The organism is Bradyrhizobium sp. USDA 4503, from assembly GCF_054055815.1.
In genome coordinates, this window is sequence record NZ_JBSRXS010000001.1 from 7,952,659 (window position 1) to 7,968,126 (window position 15,468).

General features: G+C 59.0%; 13 protein-coding genes and 4 pseudogenes. 9 read left to right on the forward strand and 8 right to left on the reverse strand.

Annotated elements, in window-relative coordinates; translation table 11 throughout:
• Positions 1-114 precede the first annotated feature (114 nt).
• A complete protein-coding gene (gene rfbH / locus ACVMIH_RS37670) occupies positions 115-1,497 on the reverse strand; it encodes a lipopolysaccharide biosynthesis protein RfbH (protein ID WP_456865449.1) in 1,383 nt (460 codons plus the stop codon).
• A 634-nt stretch (positions 1,498-2,131) separates the two neighbouring features.
• Positions 2,132-2,530 carry a LexA family protein gene (locus ACVMIH_RS37675; RefSeq protein ID WP_456865451.1) on the reverse strand — a complete coding sequence of 133 codons (399 nt, stop codon included), beginning with the start codon at positions 2,528-2,530 and terminating at the stop codon, positions 2,132-2,134.
• Here ACVMIH_RS37675 and ACVMIH_RS37680 point away from each other — a divergent pair.
• Positions 2,453-2,835, forward strand: a pseudogene (locus ACVMIH_RS37680) (helix-turn-helix domain-containing protein); the annotation flags it as partial. The gene ACVMIH_RS37675 and the pseudogene ACVMIH_RS37680 overlap by 78 nt on opposite strands.
• Here ACVMIH_RS37680 and ACVMIH_RS37685 read toward each other — a convergent pair.
• The 4 genes and pseudogenes from ACVMIH_RS37685 to ACVMIH_RS37700 all read right to left on the reverse strand — a co-directional run.
• Positions 2,834-3,094: pseudogene (locus ACVMIH_RS37685) on the reverse strand (helix-turn-helix domain-containing protein); the annotation flags it as partial. The pseudogenes ACVMIH_RS37680 and ACVMIH_RS37685 overlap by 2 nt on opposite strands.
• A gap of 287 nt (positions 3,095-3,381) precedes the next feature.
• Positions 3,382-4,725 (reverse strand): UDP-glucose dehydrogenase family protein, encoded by a 1,344-nt coding sequence (locus tag ACVMIH_RS37690; protein WP_456866654.1) that lies wholly within the window; start codon positions 4,723-4,725, stop codon positions 3,382-3,384.
• Positions 4,725-5,978, reverse strand: a complete 1,254-nt coding sequence (locus tag ACVMIH_RS37695; protein ID WP_456865453.1) for an NAD-dependent epimerase/dehydratase family protein — start codon at positions 5,976-5,978, stop codon at positions 4,725-4,727. Before ACVMIH_RS37695 ends, ACVMIH_RS37690 begins: the two co-directional genes overlap by 1 nt.
• Positions 5,979-6,224 carry a hypothetical protein gene (locus tag ACVMIH_RS37700; protein ID WP_456865455.1) on the reverse strand — a complete coding sequence of 82 codons (246 nt, stop codon included), beginning with the start codon at positions 6,222-6,224 and terminating at the stop codon, positions 5,979-5,981.
• Between the two features lie 567 nt (positions 6,225-6,791).
• On the opposite strand from ACVMIH_RS37700, the gene ACVMIH_RS37705 reads away from it, so the two are divergent.
• Entirely contained in the window at positions 6,792-6,971 is a 180-nt protein-coding gene (locus ACVMIH_RS37705; RefSeq protein WP_456865457.1) for a hypothetical protein, read from the forward strand.
• A 361-nt stretch (positions 6,972-7,332) separates the two neighbouring features.
• Positions 7,333-7,913, forward strand: a pseudogene (locus ACVMIH_RS37710) (recombinase family protein); the annotation flags it as partial.
• 423 nt (positions 7,914-8,336) lie between these two features.
• On the opposite strand, the gene ACVMIH_RS37715 reads toward ACVMIH_RS37710, so the two are convergent.
• Positions 8,337-8,582 carry an AAA-type ATPase lid domain-containing protein gene (locus ACVMIH_RS37715; RefSeq protein ID WP_456865459.1) on the reverse strand — a complete coding sequence of 82 codons (246 nt, stop codon included), beginning with the start codon at positions 8,580-8,582 and terminating at the stop codon, positions 8,337-8,339.
• Positions 8,583-8,955: 373 nt separating this feature from the next.
• Here ACVMIH_RS37715 and ACVMIH_RS37720 point away from each other — a divergent pair.
• Positions 8,956-10,045, forward strand: a pseudogene (locus ACVMIH_RS37720) (IS5 family transposase).
• A complete protein-coding gene (locus tag ACVMIH_RS37725) occupies positions 10,042-10,422 on the forward strand; it encodes a hypothetical protein (RefSeq protein ID WP_456865461.1) in 381 nt (126 codons plus the stop codon). The pseudogene ACVMIH_RS37720 and the gene ACVMIH_RS37725 overlap by 4 nt, the downstream one beginning before the upstream one ends.
• A gap of 160 nt (positions 10,423-10,582) precedes the next feature.
• On the opposite strand, the gene ACVMIH_RS37730 is transcribed toward ACVMIH_RS37725, so the two are convergent.
• Positions 10,583-10,849, reverse strand: coding sequence for a hypothetical protein (locus ACVMIH_RS37730; protein WP_456865463.1), 267 nt, complete (start codon positions 10,847-10,849; stop codon positions 10,583-10,585).
• Positions 10,850-11,501: 652 nt separating this feature from the next.
• On the opposite strand from ACVMIH_RS37730, the gene ACVMIH_RS37735 reads away from it, so the two are divergent.
• The 4 genes from ACVMIH_RS37735 to ACVMIH_RS37750 all read left to right on the forward strand — a co-directional run bounded on the left by ACVMIH_RS37735 (position 11,502) and on the right by ACVMIH_RS37750 (position 15,117).
• Positions 11,502-12,494, forward strand: coding sequence for a sterol desaturase family protein (locus tag ACVMIH_RS37735; protein ID WP_456865465.1), 993 nt, complete (start codon positions 11,502-11,504; stop codon positions 12,492-12,494).
• A 117-nt stretch (positions 12,495-12,611) separates the two neighbouring features.
• Positions 12,612-12,974, forward strand: coding sequence for a Rieske 2Fe-2S domain-containing protein (locus tag ACVMIH_RS37740; RefSeq protein WP_456866657.1), 363 nt, complete (start codon positions 12,612-12,614; stop codon positions 12,972-12,974).
• Positions 12,975-13,051: 77 nt separating this feature from the next.
• The gene (locus ACVMIH_RS37745) at positions 13,052-13,885 is read left to right on the forward strand and encodes a sugar phosphate isomerase/epimerase family protein (RefSeq protein ID WP_456866660.1); all 834 of its coding nucleotides are present in this window, start codon (positions 13,052-13,054) and stop codon (positions 13,883-13,885) included.
• A gap of 14 nt (positions 13,886-13,899) precedes the next feature.
• Positions 13,900-15,117, forward strand: a complete 1,218-nt coding sequence (locus ACVMIH_RS37750) for an NAD(P)/FAD-dependent oxidoreductase (protein WP_456865467.1) — start codon at positions 13,900-13,902, stop codon at positions 15,115-15,117.
• Positions 15,118-15,468 lie beyond the last annotated feature (351 nt).

Genomic DNA, 15,468 nt, shown 5'->3' on the forward strand with positions numbered 1-15,468 from the left:
GTATAAGGGTCATAGTTGTCCTGTTGGCCGTTGGAAGGCGGAGGCACCACCCGCAAGCGTGAGGATGGGCGTGCTGCCGACCGGACCAGGAACTCGCAATGTATTCGGATCCATTCATGGTTTATACGCGCAATCGGTGGCGAGCCGGGCACGGCAGAAATCACCAATTGTGCCTGTCACATAATCGAGTTCCGCGGCTCCAAGCCCGGGGTAGACACCGATCCAGAACGTCTGGTTCATCACGCGGTCGCTGTTGGTCAATTTACCATGCACTCGGTAATGCCGATTTTGCATGTAGGGCTGCCGGGTGAGATTGCCACCAAAAAGCAAGCGTGTGCCGATTTTCCGATCGTTGAGATGTCGTACGATTTCGTCCCGACTGAACGGCGCTGATTCACGTACCATGAGCAGGAAACCGAACCACGACGGCTGACTGTTCGCCGTGGCCTCAGGCAGGATGAAAAAGTCCTCCAGCCCGCGTAGACTCTGGCTCAACGAGTCGAAATTGCGCCGCCGCGCGGCAATGAAATCTTCAAGATGACCGAGCTGGGCAAGGCCGACGGCGGCCTGCATATCGGTGATTTTCAGATTGAAGCCGAGGTGACCATAGGTGTATTTGTGGTCATAGCCATGGGGAAGATCCCCGATCTGCCAGCCGAAGCGGTTGTTGCAGGTGTTGTCCTTGCCGGGACCGCAATAACAGTCGCGGCCCCAGTCGCGAAAAGTCTCCATCGCCCGCCGCAATCCAGGATGGCTGGTAAAAGTCGCTCCGCCTTCGCCCATCGTGATGTGGTGCGCGGGATAGAAGCTCAGGGTGCCGATGTCGCCGAACGTCCCCACGTGCCGCCCGTTGAGCGTTGCACCAAGCGCGTCGCAGCAGTCTTCGATGAGAAAGAGGTTATGCTGCCTGGCAATCTCGGCGATCCGCACGGCATCGAATGGATTCCCAAGTGTATGGGCCACCATGATAGCGCGCGTTTTCGGAGTGATCGCCGCCTCGACGAGCTCGGGCGTAACGTTGTAAGTGGGAATGTCGATATCGATAAAGACCGGCATCATCCCCCACAGCATGGAGGGATTGACGGTCGTCGGAAATCCGGTTGCTGCTGTGATGACCTCGCTGCCGGGCTGCAATATGCGCTCCCGGAGCAGGGGCGAGGTAAGAGCTGAAAAGGCAACCAGATTTGCCGACGAACCTGAGTTGACCGTGAGTGCATAGCGTGCCCCGATTCGCTGTGCGAGCTTGGCCTGAAACTCATCGTTGAAGTGACCCGCAGTGAGCCAGAATTCGAGCGAAGCATCCACTGCATGCTTGACATCAGTGGCGTCGAAGACGCGACCGGAGACAGGCACCGACGAATGGCCCGCGGAAAAGAGTTGCCGGGCGTGAGTCAGCGCGCAGTGGCGTTCGACCAGCTGATGGATTTGGCGCCGGATGTCCTCTGCCTGCAGGGCCGAATCGACGGGCTCGGATGCAGGTGTGTGTTGGATCGTCATGATAATCCCCTGGATTGAAAATGCCGGGTCGATGCACTAAAGTCAGCGTATCGATTAGGGCCGTTGGCGAACGGATTTTGATTGATCTTGCATGCCGACTCTTTATTAAGTGCGCTTGATCGGCCCAACGGTCATCAACCGACACATGGCATGTTTCTGTCATCTGGATCAATTACTAGCGTTGATAGTTGACTGCGGCGCAAATTGTTACATTTCACTATAGATGCGCAGGAGTCGCGGCGGAGCCCTACAATCGTGAGATGTTCGATCGTTCGTGGCGCAAATAAACAACGCACGCGCGACGGCCGGCAAGGCGTCATCAACTCCTCCTCACCCTGCTCGACGTCCAATGGGATCTCCGACACCTTGACTTGCTGATGCGAAGCATCGTCCGGTGCAAATCGGGTGAGAGGCCTCAACTGGCTTGGGACTTTTACACCGCTTTTGCGGAGGGTGCGCAGTCCTCGGATAGTAACTGCAATCGCAAGTTACTCTGTCCTATCGCGAGAAGATTGCCTGCGAATGATGGCGGTGGAAAAATCGTCCTTGGAAATCAGGTGTACAGTCAATTTTCATATTAAGAACGCCCTGACATTCTTTCTCGCTCGAGCGAAGAGGGAATGCTAGTGGCTCGTCACAGTGATTTTGACGGTTTGATACCGAGCCAGCTTAGGATCGGCAAGTTTTCTGGCGGCACGAGGATTTCGATGCTTCTGGGTGTGTCGGCTTGACGGCGAATGAGGCCGTTACGTTCGAGCGTGACGATCATCTGATGGACTGAGGGCGGGCTCACACCGAAGTGACGCTGCATGTCGGCTTCGGCGGGTGGCCGTCCGAACATGTGCGAGTAGGTATAGATAAAAGCCAGATAATGGCCCTGCTTCTCGGTAAAGCGTGCGCCTGATTTTTGACTCATGGATCGATTCGTCCGGAGCCTCCGACAGGGAGGCGAATGATGAATGTACGGTACCGGGTCGAATTGAGCCAAGCCGAGCGAGAGGAGCTGACGGCGATGCTGAGCGGCGGCAAGCATGCCGCTCGCAAACTCAAGCGGGCCCAGATTTTGCTGGCGGCCGACATCGGCAGCCGCGACGAAGAGATTGCCCGGACCGTCAGAGTAAGCGCCTCCACCGTCTATCGAACCAAACGCCGCTTCGTGGAAGGCAATCTCGATCGGGCCTTGAGTGAGGAGCCGCGTCCCGGTGCGGAGCGCAAGCTGACCGGCAAGGACTGCTGGTGGCGACCGCATGCGCCAAGCCGCCCGCCGGCCGGAGGCGCTGGACGCTGGCGCTGCTGGCCGACGCGATGGTCAAGCTCACCGATCATGACAGCCTGTCAGGCAATCGTCGAGCGACAGCAGCGTATGTTGTCGGAAAGCGACAATGATCGCCTCCTCCTCGATGGAAAGGACGGTCGACTTGGCTTCCTTGGGACCGGTCGAACGATCGGCGACGGTCTCGCGCTGCTTCCACTTCGCGACAGTCTTCTGGTTGATCCCGTAGCGCTTGGCGAGTGCTCTCAGGCTCTCTTGACTATTTTGTATTGCTCGACGGACTGCCTCCGTCGTGGTGGCGCAGCCATGTAAAACCTGTCCCATAGCGCTTCCTTCGAATCGTGCGATAAGGATGCACCATCAAAGTCTGGGACTAAACACCTAGAGCATGACGGCCGCGCAGAGATCGTCATTCATGTGAACACGCTCAAAGAAGGCTGGGACGTGACCAATCTCTATACCGTAGTTCCGTTTGCGTGTGTCGGCCTCCGAAATCCTGACTGAACAGACGTTGGAGTGCGGCCTTTGCCTTGTGGGGTGCGCCTGTCGCACGGTGACGACGAGGACTTTGGCTGATATTGTGGGGTAGGTTCGTAGATCATGGCGTGATCTCAGCTCAGGCGGCGCCCAATGGAGAGATAGTCCGCCGAGGGTATAGCGGCTGGGTTGATCAGTCGACACGCGTCGAACACCGTCTTGCCGGCGACTCGCAACGAGGTGAGTTCGCCGTATTCCTCCGTCCGAGTCGCGATGATGACGATCTCGGCCCACCCAACCTCGCGCCGCCAGTCAGACGAAAACTGAATGCGGTCCGCGGCGATTCCGATGGCGAGCTTGAAGTTCTCCGTCGCGAGCGGGTCGTAACACCTGACATCCGCTTCGGCCCTCAGAAGATCGCGAACGATCTTGATCGAGGCGGATTCGCGGATGTCGTCGGTTTTCGGTTTGAAGGAGAGGCCGAGAACGAGGATTCGTCGGCCGGACAAAGCTCCGAGCTTCCGCTCGAGGGTAGAGACGATCTGGCCCGGCTGCGCGGCGTTCACGTCGAGAACGGCATTCAGCAAGTTCATCTGGAGGCCCAGGCTCTCGCCCTGAGTGCGCAGCGCCTGTACGTCCTTTGGAAAGCACGACCCGCCGAACCCGCAGCCCGGAATGAGATAGGTCAGGATCTGTGGGGCGAGGCGGCCCGAGGGGGTGATCGGCGACCAGCGTTTGTCGAGATGGACGCCGCGCATGACGTCGAGGGCGTCGATGCCTCCCACCGCAGCGCAGAGATTTGCTACCTCGTTCGCCACGGAGATCTGGGTGGCCAGAATTGCGTTGTTGGCGTATTTGATCATTTCGGCCGTGCGGGTGTTCACCCGCACTTTATCGCAATTCCACGGAGCATAGAGTTCCTCGAGCCGCACCAGCGTCCTCTCGTCCTCGTGACCGAGCACGATGCGATCGGGCTCCATGAAATCCTCGATCGCCTCTCCTTCGCGAAGAAACTCGGGGTTCATGCCCAAGCCGAATGCCCCGAGTTCCTTGCCGGACGAGTGCTCGAGCTCTTCCCGCACTAGCGTGTCCGTTGTCCCTGGAATAACGGTGCTCTTGACGACGACTGACAGGTGATGAGGGGAAGTCGCGAGATAAGTGCCAATCTGGCGAACGCACCGCCGGACGGCGCGGAGGTCGATCGCGCCGTTCTCGGACGGCGTGCCGACCGCGATCAAGGCGATTTCCGCTGTCTCAATCGAGGCGTGAAGGTCGGTGGTGGCCCTAAAGCGGTCCGATGCAAGGCCTGACTTGAGCAGTTTAGGGAGGCCACGCTCATAGATATGCGGCACGCCAACGTTGAGCTGCGCGACGACGTCGTTCCGCAGATCGACGCACGTCACGTCGTGTCCCTTCGCCGCGAGGCACACGCCCGAGACGAGGCCCACATAACCGGAGCCAACTACTGTGATGCGCATCACGCCCCCAACTCGTCGCGTAGAAAGGACAGGTAGCGGCACACGCCCTCATTTACGAGGATCTTGGGAGCGTACCCGAGAATGTTCCGCGCCTTCTCGATCTCGGGGCGACGCCGGTTTGGATTGTCGACAAGATACTCTGCGTCGGAACTCCTCTCGAAGACGACCGCGCCGCGGCCTCCGAAAAGCTCCAGCGAAGCCTGCTGATAGATCTCGGCAAGGTTGTGGACGGAGATCTCCGGCCTGTCGATCCCGATGTTGAAGTAATCGTACTTCCCATGCAGGAGGCAGAGGAGATAGCCCGTGATCGCGTCGGAGATGTAGCAAAAAGTGCGGGTCGGGCTGCCGTCGGAAAGAATGACAATGTCGCGTCGATTGATCACGCATCGCGCGAAATCGGCCGGCAGCCGACGATCGTCGATGCGCATGCCGGGCCCATAATTATTGAAGGGGCGGGCCACAGTGATGGGCACGCCATACGTCTTGGAGAAGACGTAGCACATCGTCTCGCCGAAACGCTTCGATTCGTCGTAGCAGGCCCGCGGGCCCAGGCACGCGACATTGCCCCGGTATTCCTCGTCAGTCGGGATCGCCGTCTCCGCTGGATCGCCATAGATTTCGCTGCTCGAAAAAAACAACAAACCCTTGAGCCGATCCGAACCTCGATAGGATTCGAGTAGCCGCCGTAGTCCCCAGATGTTAGCGTCGATGGTCTCAACCGGATACTGCCGATAGAACGTCGGCGAAGCGATCGAAGCCATATGGATTACGTAGTCCGCTGCGTCAGCACCGTCAACCGTTCGAAGGTCATCCGTGGCGATGTTGAACGTACGCGTCTCGAGCACGTCCGGAAACTCCGCACTCAGATCGGTCAGCCAGCGGGGCCGATGCAGCAGGAAGGTGTCGAACGCGATGAGCCGCTTCAGTTCGAGTTCGGACGCTTTTCGCGTGAAGTACTGGAGGAAGTAATATCCAAGGAAGCCTGCGCAGCCTGTTACCAGGACGGTTGCCCCTGCGAAGCGTCCTCGCGGCAAGGCCGCATGGATATACTCGATATCTTCTTTGACGATGAGGCTGATTGTCACGAAGCGCTCCGAACGAAAGGTTGGGCGTTGTTGGCGTGAACCGACCCGCTGCGTATCCATGCGAGCCCAGAAGCCGGTGTAACGCCATACGCGCACGCCGCCGGCCCGGGCAAAGTCGGTGACGGAGTCTTTCTCCAGCACGAGGCGACCATCCTCGACCGGTTTCACTCAGGGAGTCTTCGGTCGGGAGAAGCACCTGGAGCGGCACATCTGGCGTGATCCGGTTGTAGAACCATCTGCCGCCGCGCCGAAGCTCATCACGGGCTCGTGGCCGTGTTTCTGTTTGAAAGCTGCAGCAATCTCCTTGTCCGGCTCGATGAAGTTCGCGGCAACCGCGACATTGATGTTCGCCGCTTGGGTGGCAAGCACAAGCCTCGTCAGCGAATTGATGAGAATCAGTCGGGCAAGCTTCATCGCAAACTCCTGGCACGAACCCCATCGCCTTGCGCGGGCTCTTTGTTCATCCCAACAATCAGCGTACCACTCGCGGGATTTGTGAACCCTTCTGGGAGGCGTGTATTGTTTATCGGACGCGCCATGTAGGGTTCCGATCTCGCGATGAGATCCTTGAATTAGCGGCTCCCTGTTACGTACAAGCTTCTGGAGAGCTCTCACGATCTCTAGTTGTCTCGAACCATCAGTTTTCGGTTCGCCGCTACTTATAAATTGCGGCGATTTAGTCTCGAAGCGGCAATCGATCTCGACGGTGGTGAAGAATACAGCAAAAGGGACAGAAGTCCCCTACCAATTCTGGAGGGAATGACCTGCCACCGAGTTTTCATCCAACGGCGGTTAGAGTCTCGGCGCTTTGTACCCAAGTGGCGTGGGTGGAACAACGGACGATCGGCGGAGCTGGACGTAGCCGATCGTCCGTTGCGGTGAGGTGGGCGGCATAGGCCGCGGGGTCAGGTATTTCAGTGACGAGTGGGATCGCGGGAGATTGTCCAACAATGTCTGAGAACGCCCATAGGACCGTTCTTCGTGAGGTTCTTTATCGGCATCACCCTTGGTTTGGTCGCCGAGTTTGCGTTCATGGGACTGTCGGCAAGGCTGATGATGTCGTTTTTCGCCGCACCCTGGATGGCTCGCAAGCAGATCGTTGGCTGGAAGGTTCCAGCATGGATGTTCGACCGGACGGTATGCCCTGGCGCCGAGCTTTGACAGCTCAAGCGTAATTCCAGCATCGATGCACATGCGGCGCTTGCTGGGCTTCTCGATCTGGCGTTGAAGGATCGAACGCCATCAGCTGCTCTGTTTTCTGGCGCGTTTAGAGGGCTCTCACAAACAGAATCGGCGAGAGACTCATGTCGCGCGAGACGGCAACGCCAGGGAGCGGATACCGATACAATCGACAACCGCGGCGGCAGCAGATGGACCTGTTCGGGAGCGGCCTTGCGCACGGCGCTATCGGCGCGCCCGCGTGGCCGGAGCTGCGGGTGGGCGGCCCTCACGAGCCTGATGACGCAGTTGATCCTCGACCATGCTGCGACGGCAGCGATGCCGCCCGCGAAGGAGGCCGATCATGATCTCTGACAAGGTCAGACCTCATCATCTTGAGCGCAAGGCACTTCTTTACGTGCGTCAATCCTCACATCAGGTGTTGCACAATCGCGAGAGCAGGCGTTGCAATACGCCATGCGGAACCGGCTGACGGCGCTCGGATGGTCCGAGATCGAAGTGATCGATGATGATCTCGGTCGTTCAGCCGCCGACGCGGTTCAATGCGCCGGCTTCGAGCGAATGGTAGCGGAGGTCTGTCTGTCTCGGTAAGGTTGGCGCGGTTTGCGCCCGCGAGGTCTCGCGCTTCGCTCGCAACAGCCGACAGTTGGTCGATCAGAAAACCATTTGTGCGCCGCGGCAGGGCAACGACCGTCTACTGCTCGGGCTCAAGGGCAGCCTCAACGAGTATGAGTTGGATCTGTGCGCCAGCGCCAGCGCTCGCTCTCGGCCCGCTACGAGAAGGCGCGCCGGGGCGATTTGGTTGTGACAGCACCCGTCGGCTTCGTGAAGGCTGGCGACCGTTATGAGAAGGATCCGGATCGGCGTGTCCAGGAAGCGATCAAGCTGGTGTTCGACAAGGTCGAGGAAGTGGGCAGCGCGCGAGCCAACCAAGATGGGCATCGGCCCGGTGGTCGCCGTGCCGCAGCTGCCTAGGTCTCGACGGGCATGGCCCCCAGCTTCACGATGCAATCGTGACGCGACAGCCGGCAGCGAGCGTGACCGCACCGAGCAAGCTTCAGGCAGGCTCGACACAATAAGGAGCAGAGCAGGAAAGGAGCCAAATGTCGCGGGCACAGGACAATACCACCCGGCGCTGTGCTAGGCGCTGCGGTCATTCCCCCAAGCAGAACGTGGGCTTTCATTTTGTTGTGTAGGGGTCTTGCGCGATATGCCGAGATACCGCGCAGTTTCCCCGCGAAGGAAACGATGTTGCTGCCAGGCGTCGAGAATCCATTGGCGTTCGTCTTCCGGGTGCGGCGGTGGTGCGATCGAGCCATCCAAGGGAGGCAGACGCTCGCCCCGGATTCAGTCGCCTTCGCAATTCATGACACCAGTCTCCAGCACGGACCGCAACTCACGGATGTTTCCGGGCCAATCATATGTCATATGACTGCGGTAAGCTGAGTGGTCAACTGATAGCTTGCGAATGCGACGATCCTTTCGGAGCCCTTGGAGGATGTGTTCTGCGAGAAGTGGCAGGTCTTCAAGGTGGTCGCGCAGATTCGGAAGGAAGACGTGTGCAGGGACCAAAAGCGACGCTAGCGAAAGCATCAATAGCCCGGTAGCGGTCAATTGGGAAAGCGGCCGCGTCGCAGTCAGGATCAGGCGGCCCCTCGCCCGCCCCTTCTCATTATCGCCGAAACGCCGATAGACGCCTGAGTTCTACCAATCATTCTTGCGCGTCGATGGCGCAGGCGTTCGACATTCTCAATCAGCAGGGTCGCTTTGGGGTATACTGTAGCAGCCCAACTACTTTCTTGCCGCCGCAGGGGGGGCAGCCGAAGAGAGGCACTTTTCATTTGGATCTGGCAGAGCTCTCACTAATTAGGTTGCTCTTAGAACGTCTAGCGGGCTGTTGAAGAAGTCGGTAGCGAAGCGTTCCGCATCGTGATTCTCTAGGACCAGGATTAACTGGGGGAACGCGATGCGGGGGAGCGACGAACGGTCCGGCTCGCTTTTCAGTTATGTTGACCTTGAGGCTCGGGCTCGCGTCGACCATCCGCTAGGGGTGATCCGAGACTTGGCGAATGCAGCGCTGGGCGAACCTTTCTGGGGAGTTCGACAAGCTCTTTAGTCGCCCCTCGATCGCACCGGAGAAGTTACTTCGGGCGATGCTTCTCCATGCGTTTTATGGGGTTCGCTCGGAACGGCAGTTGATGGAAGGATAGAGTTCGATCTCCTGTTCCGCTGGTTCGTTGGGCTTGGAGTGGACGATACGGTTTGGGACCATTCGACTTCTCGAAGAACCGCGACCGGCTGCTTGACGGCGAGATTGCGGCCAAGTTCCTGAACGCGCCTTTGGCGCAGCCGAAGGTCAAGCGTCTGCTATCGAGCGATCACTTCTCGGTGGATGGTACCCTGATTGAAGCCTGGGCTTCGATCAAGAGCTTCCGGAAGAAGGGCGGCAGCGACAAAGATGAGGATGGTCCGGGACGCAACGCCGAGCGCAACTTCCACAAGGAGAAGCGATCCAACGAGACCCATGCGAGCGCGACCGATCCCGACGCGCGGCTCTACAAGAAGGGTGACGGCCAGCCGGCCAAGCTGAGCTATATGGGCCATGCTCTGATGGAGAACCGCAATGGTTTGGCGGTTCTGGGGGGGTGAGCCAGCGACGGGCACCACCGAACAGGAGATTGCGCTTGCCATGATCGACAGGCGCGGGCGCAAAGCGGATCACTCTGGGGGCAGATAAGGCCTATGACGTCACGCAGTTCGTTCGCGACCTGAGAGATAGATCGGTTACCCCGCATATCGCGATTGACGGACACCTGAGTAAGAACGGCAAGCGGCGCAAGACAGCGATCGATGCGCGTACCACACGTCACAGCGGCTACAACGTCAGCCAACGCTGCCGCAAACGTATCGAAGAAGTCTTCGGCTGGATCAAGAGTTCCGCTGGCTTGGCCAAGGTCAAGCCGCGAGACCGCGACCGCATGGATACCGTCTTCGTCCTGGCGCTTGCAGCCTACATTCTGATCCGGCTTCCCAAGCTTCTGGCGGCACCGGCATGAGCATTCGGGGCAGATGGCAGGTCGTCGAGGCGCCGGGCTACGACATGGCCTTGGCAGGCGCCTACATCCTGTTCGAGGAGGCCGGCGGCGAATTCGCCTTCGACTGCCTCACTGGCTCCATTCATGGAGCCAGCCATGGCGATACCGTCGAGTTCGGCTGGCATGGAAACGACGAAATGGAGCCAGCCGAGGGTGATGGTTGGGCCGAACTGCAAGATGACGGCTCACTCGAAGGGGAGATCTCAAAGACTTCTTCAACAGCCTGCCGCCTCATGAATCCCTTGCGCCAGAAGCTTCTTGCCGGTTGCTGTTCCCCCCGGATTAATACTGGTAGAGCAGAGGCCGCAAGCTTGTCGATCCGTTGCTTGATCTGCTGAACCGATGGTGATCGGCCGACTATGCAGTATTCGCGCTGCACAGACTAAAGCTGCCGTTCCAGTTCATCGATCCGCCTTTGCAATGTGCCTACGGACTTGAAGGCCGATGTCACCTGCTCCATCGACCCCTCGAGAGGTGCCCGGTCGATTGTGGAACCGCCTAGTAACCGTCCGCCTTGGAGATTGCCGAAACCTCGTCGGGGCTGACGATGGGACCGCTCTCCAGAACGCAGAGCACATTGGCCGAAATGGCCGGTATCTGACGGAAGACGATCTTCGCATATTCAGCTGCCTGGGTCAGGCCAAGCCCGCCGGCTCCATCCGTACCTCCGACGTTCCAACCAAGATTGAGATTGATGATATCAACATCAGCTTGTGCAGCCTGTTGAGCTTCTGCCACAGGTTCGAACGTAGGAGAGAGTAACATGTCTCTCCGTTTTCGTTGCCTCTCTCCCAACCACTGCCTCTCAGCAGTCTGTCCAATTCGGCCAGCTCACTGGCCGTCGTGTTCTTGATCAACGGCCGCTTCGAGGATTGAAGTGTGGGTCCGCATCCAACGTGCGCTCCTTGGTCGTGTGCTCTCAGGGTGACACTAACTCATGCTACGTCGTTGCGGCCGCGGAAGTGTCGTTAGGCATGCGGAAGCCGTCCGATCTGTCCACGGCATTGGCGTTTTCACGATTTCGTCCGCCCCGCGTTGTCCCGAGTTCAAACGTTTGCTGGTCGTTACCATAGCGAACTCTACCCGGAGCACTGACGTTTCGGGCGTGGGTTATAAGCCCCATTGGGCCCAGCCAGTGAAATACATCAAAAAATGGAGGCGAAACGCTGGATTAAAGCGTCAAGCGCAGATCATTGCAATAAACCGGGTTGAAATGTCGCTACAGTGAATCGCTATGTCAGCGGATTGACCCAGCACAAATCCGCGTCTTAGGAGGCGGATCGCGCTACGGCTACAGCGTGTTTCGAAGCTGGTATGGTGTTGCCAAGACGTTCACGCGTAATGCAACAATCGGTCAACCGTTTGTGGCGGAGCCCAGCACGCGTATTCGTACTGCCGCAACACGATGGAGGGAGATGTGGACGACACCCTATATGGCACGCGTGATAAACGGGGGTACTGGACGCCCAACACACGGCCGACGCGCGCTCCGATCTTCGTCTGGCCGGTGCAGCCGAAGGCATTCCTGCGCTGGCTGTTCGGCTATCTGTGGCCTTGGAACGCGATCTACTTTGCGACCGCGCTCGTCTCTTGGTGCCTGACACCTTCGCTGGAAACGATGCGGGAGTTTAGTCTCGGCTGGATTTCGCTCATCCTTTTGCGGAATGCTGCGCTTACGCTGCTGTTCTATGGCAGCTTCCACACCGTGCTCTACATCCAGCGGCGCCAGCAGACAGATTTTAAATACAATGCTAAGTGGCCCGATGCGAACAATTCAACGTTCCTGTTTGGAAGCCAGAACGCCGAGAATGTGTTCTGGACAATGTGCAGCGGCATGCCTGTTTGGACGGCGTACGAAGTGCTCACGTGGTGGATGTTTGCCAATGGGTACATTCCCTACGTCGATTTCCGACAACAGCCGGTCTACTTCATCGCACTGACGTTGCTTGTGCCAATGTGGTATTCACTGCATTTCTATGTGATTCACCGCCTGATCCATATGGGCCCGCTATACCGAATCATTCACGAGGTTCACCACCGCAGCGTCAATCCGGGTCCCTGGTCCGGCCTGTCGATGCACCCGTTTGAGCACATCGTCTACTTCTCCGGCGTTCTGATCTTTTTCCTTGTGCCCTCGAACCCGCTGCACGCGGTATTTTACCTTGCGCGTTCGGCGCTGGCGCCGGCGGCCGGTCACTCCGGCTTCGATCGGATCGTGACGGGCGATGAAAAATGCATCAACAACGACCACTACTATCATTACCTGCACCACAAGTACTTTGAGGTGAACTACGGCACGGATATGAAAATCCCGCTGGACGAGTGGTTCGGCACCTCGCATGACGGTTCTCCGGAAGCCGACGAGGCCATGTACAAGCGGATTAAGGCTAAGAAGTACTCGCGCGGGTAGTGCAGGGTCGAGCGGTGTATGGGACTGCCCATTCCGCACGACTGCCTTACCCGCAACGGCAGCCGCATTCTGCCCGGGCGGACTCAGGACCGGCCGTGGACTGCGGCCTCGCCGCCAATGCGGGCCGCTATCGACAATCTAAATCAGAGGAAAGCCAAATTGACTGCCGAAGGAGAGTGGGTGGTGGCCTGCGCCGCTGATGCATTGGAGCCGGAAACGGCGCTCCGGTTCGACCGCGGAGGGCGCACGTTTGTGATTGCTCGGTCTCCGGAAGGCGGCTATTTCGCGATCGACGGCCACTGCTCGCACGAGAAGGTCCATCTCGCGGACGGAATTGTCGACGGCTATATCATCGAATGCCCTAAGCATTTCGGAGCCTTCGATTACCGGACCGGCGAGGCACGCGCGCTGCCCGCATGCATCGACCTGCGCGCCTACGAGGTCAAGGTCGAGGGCGACACCGTCTTCGTCAAGATCTGAGCGGGATCAACGCGGGAGATACTGGAGATACTATAGTGTCGACGCAGAGGCTAATCGTACTGCAGTCACTCTGGGCGATGGAACGGCGCCATCCCGATGGGATTGAGCGCTCTATCGAATATAACCTGACGATGATCAAGAAAGCGGGATTCGACGGCATCAGTACATCCTGTACCGATCCCGCGCGCGTCGCCCTAATCGTACGTGCCCTAGCCGGCACGGGGCTCGCGGTAGAGGGCATGTGCTTCCCACGGACGATCGATGACCTGAAAGCGGCGATCGATCTCGGCCGGCAACTCGGCGCTCTACATCTAAACGTCCAGCCCGACGTCCGCCCACGCCGCATCACAGACTGCATTCCATTATTGAAGGGTTGGATCGAGGTGGCCGGCGAGGCCGGCATGCCTATCTATTTCGAGACGCACCGCAACAGGATGACGACAGACCTTCTATTCACACTCGATCTCATGGATGAGGTCCCTGAGATGCGCATGCTGGCGGACCTCTCACACGTTCTGGTGGGCCGCGAATTCTGGTGTCCGCTCGCTGATGAAGACGAAGCTCTGGTACGGCAGCTGCTCGACCGGACATGGGCATTTCACGGCCGCATCGCGTCGCGCGAGCAGATACAGGTTGAGATTACGTTCCGGCAGCACAAGATCTGGCTCGACCTGTTCCTACGCTGGTGGGAGTACGGTTTCAGGAGCTGGCGAGAGCGCGCAGGTGCGGATGCGCTTCTCTCTTTCGCATGTGAACTTGGCCCGCGGCCCTATGCTATTACCGACCGTGAGGGCAACGATACCACCGACCGCTGGGAGGAAGCTCTGTTGATCAAGTCCTTAGTACGTGACCTGTTTGCGCGTACGGCGGCCGACGGGCAAGCTTCTCTCGAACATGGTTCAGTCGCTTGAGCAACGAACGGGCAATGGTGATCGTCGGGGCTGGCCAGGCCGGCGCCTCCGCCGCAATCGCTCTGCGCGAGGGGGGCTGGCGAGGCCCGATTGTCCTGATCGGCAACGAAAATATGCTACCATATGAGCGCCCGCCGCTGTCAAAGGCGATCCTGATCGAGGAGACGAATCCTGGACCCAAGCTGCTCGTCACGCCCGAGCGCCTGACGGAGTTGGGAATTGACTATCTCCAAGGGCGGAACGTCCAGTCGATAGATCGCGCAGCACATACGGTCACGCTCTCGGACGGAGCGCAACTGGCCTACGAACGACTGCTGCTGACCACCGGCGTTCGCCCCCGAAAACTGAGTATTCCGGCCGCTGCAGCAAGCAGAATGGTGACGCTGCGCACGTATGCGGACGCGCTGGCTATCCGCCGGATCATTGGCGGACGGTGCGAGGTGGTCATTATCGGCGGCGGCTTCATCGGGCTTGAGGTTGCCGCAAGTGCGGTGTCGAGAGGTGCCTCGGTGACCGTGCTGGAGGCCGGTCCGCGGCTGCTGACGCGGGCAGTCCCAGCGCCCATGGCCGAACTTATCAAGGCCAAGCACGAGCGTTCGGGCGTGCGCATCGAGACCGGCGCCATGGTCGAGCGTATCGACGCTACCGAAGGACGCTCAAAGGTCATGCTCGCGGGAGGCCGCACGTGCCTCGCCGATCTCGTGGTCGTTGGGGTGGGCGCCGTGCCGAACGTCGAACTCGCGCAGGCGGCGGGGCTCGCCGTCGATAACGGGATCGTGCTGGACAAGACGCTCGCTACCTCGGATCCAGATATCTTCGCAGCGGGCGACTGCTGTTCGTTCCCGCATCGCCTCTATGGCGAGCGAATCAGGCTGGAAGCATGGCGCAATGCACAGCGACAGGGTGCTGCTGCTGCTGCCAACATATTGGGCGCGAACCGTCCCTACGATGATGTGCCATGGTTTTGGTCGGATCAATACGATCAGACACTCCAAATCGCCGGGCTCTGTCGTGAAGAAGACGTCCGGGTAAGCAGGGACCTCGGCGCGAAGGGCCAGCTCTTCTTCTACCTTGCCGGGGACGGACGCCTGGTCGCCGCATGCGGCTTCGGCAGCCTGAGCGCGATCGCGAAGGAAATACGCATGGCCGAGATGATAATGTGCAGGCGGCTTGCTCCCAAGTCTGAGGCGCTCAAAGACCCGGCAATCAATATCAAATCTCTACTAGTTTAGCATTGCTCGCGGGGAAGCTCTACGGTCGACTCTTCAACTTGGCTCAACGCTGTCTAAATTTCTTGGAATGCTAATATCGAACCGGGCAGCCATCCATGGCTGCACTGGGCGTTTGAAACCGCCCGTGTCGAAAGAAACGTGTGCGGCTTGCCTTGGGCCAGCGGAAGATGGCGCGGCGGCGTGCCGGCCACACTCACCTTGGCGAGTTCGCGGCCTATAATAATGACTCTTTGCTGCTGCCCACTTCTGTGTAGAGCGCTCCTGACGCGATGGTCCCGGTGAACGGCTATGAGGTCATGGAGCATAAAGCGGCGGGGGCGGCAAGTTTGCATGCGTGACGAGTTCTGCTTC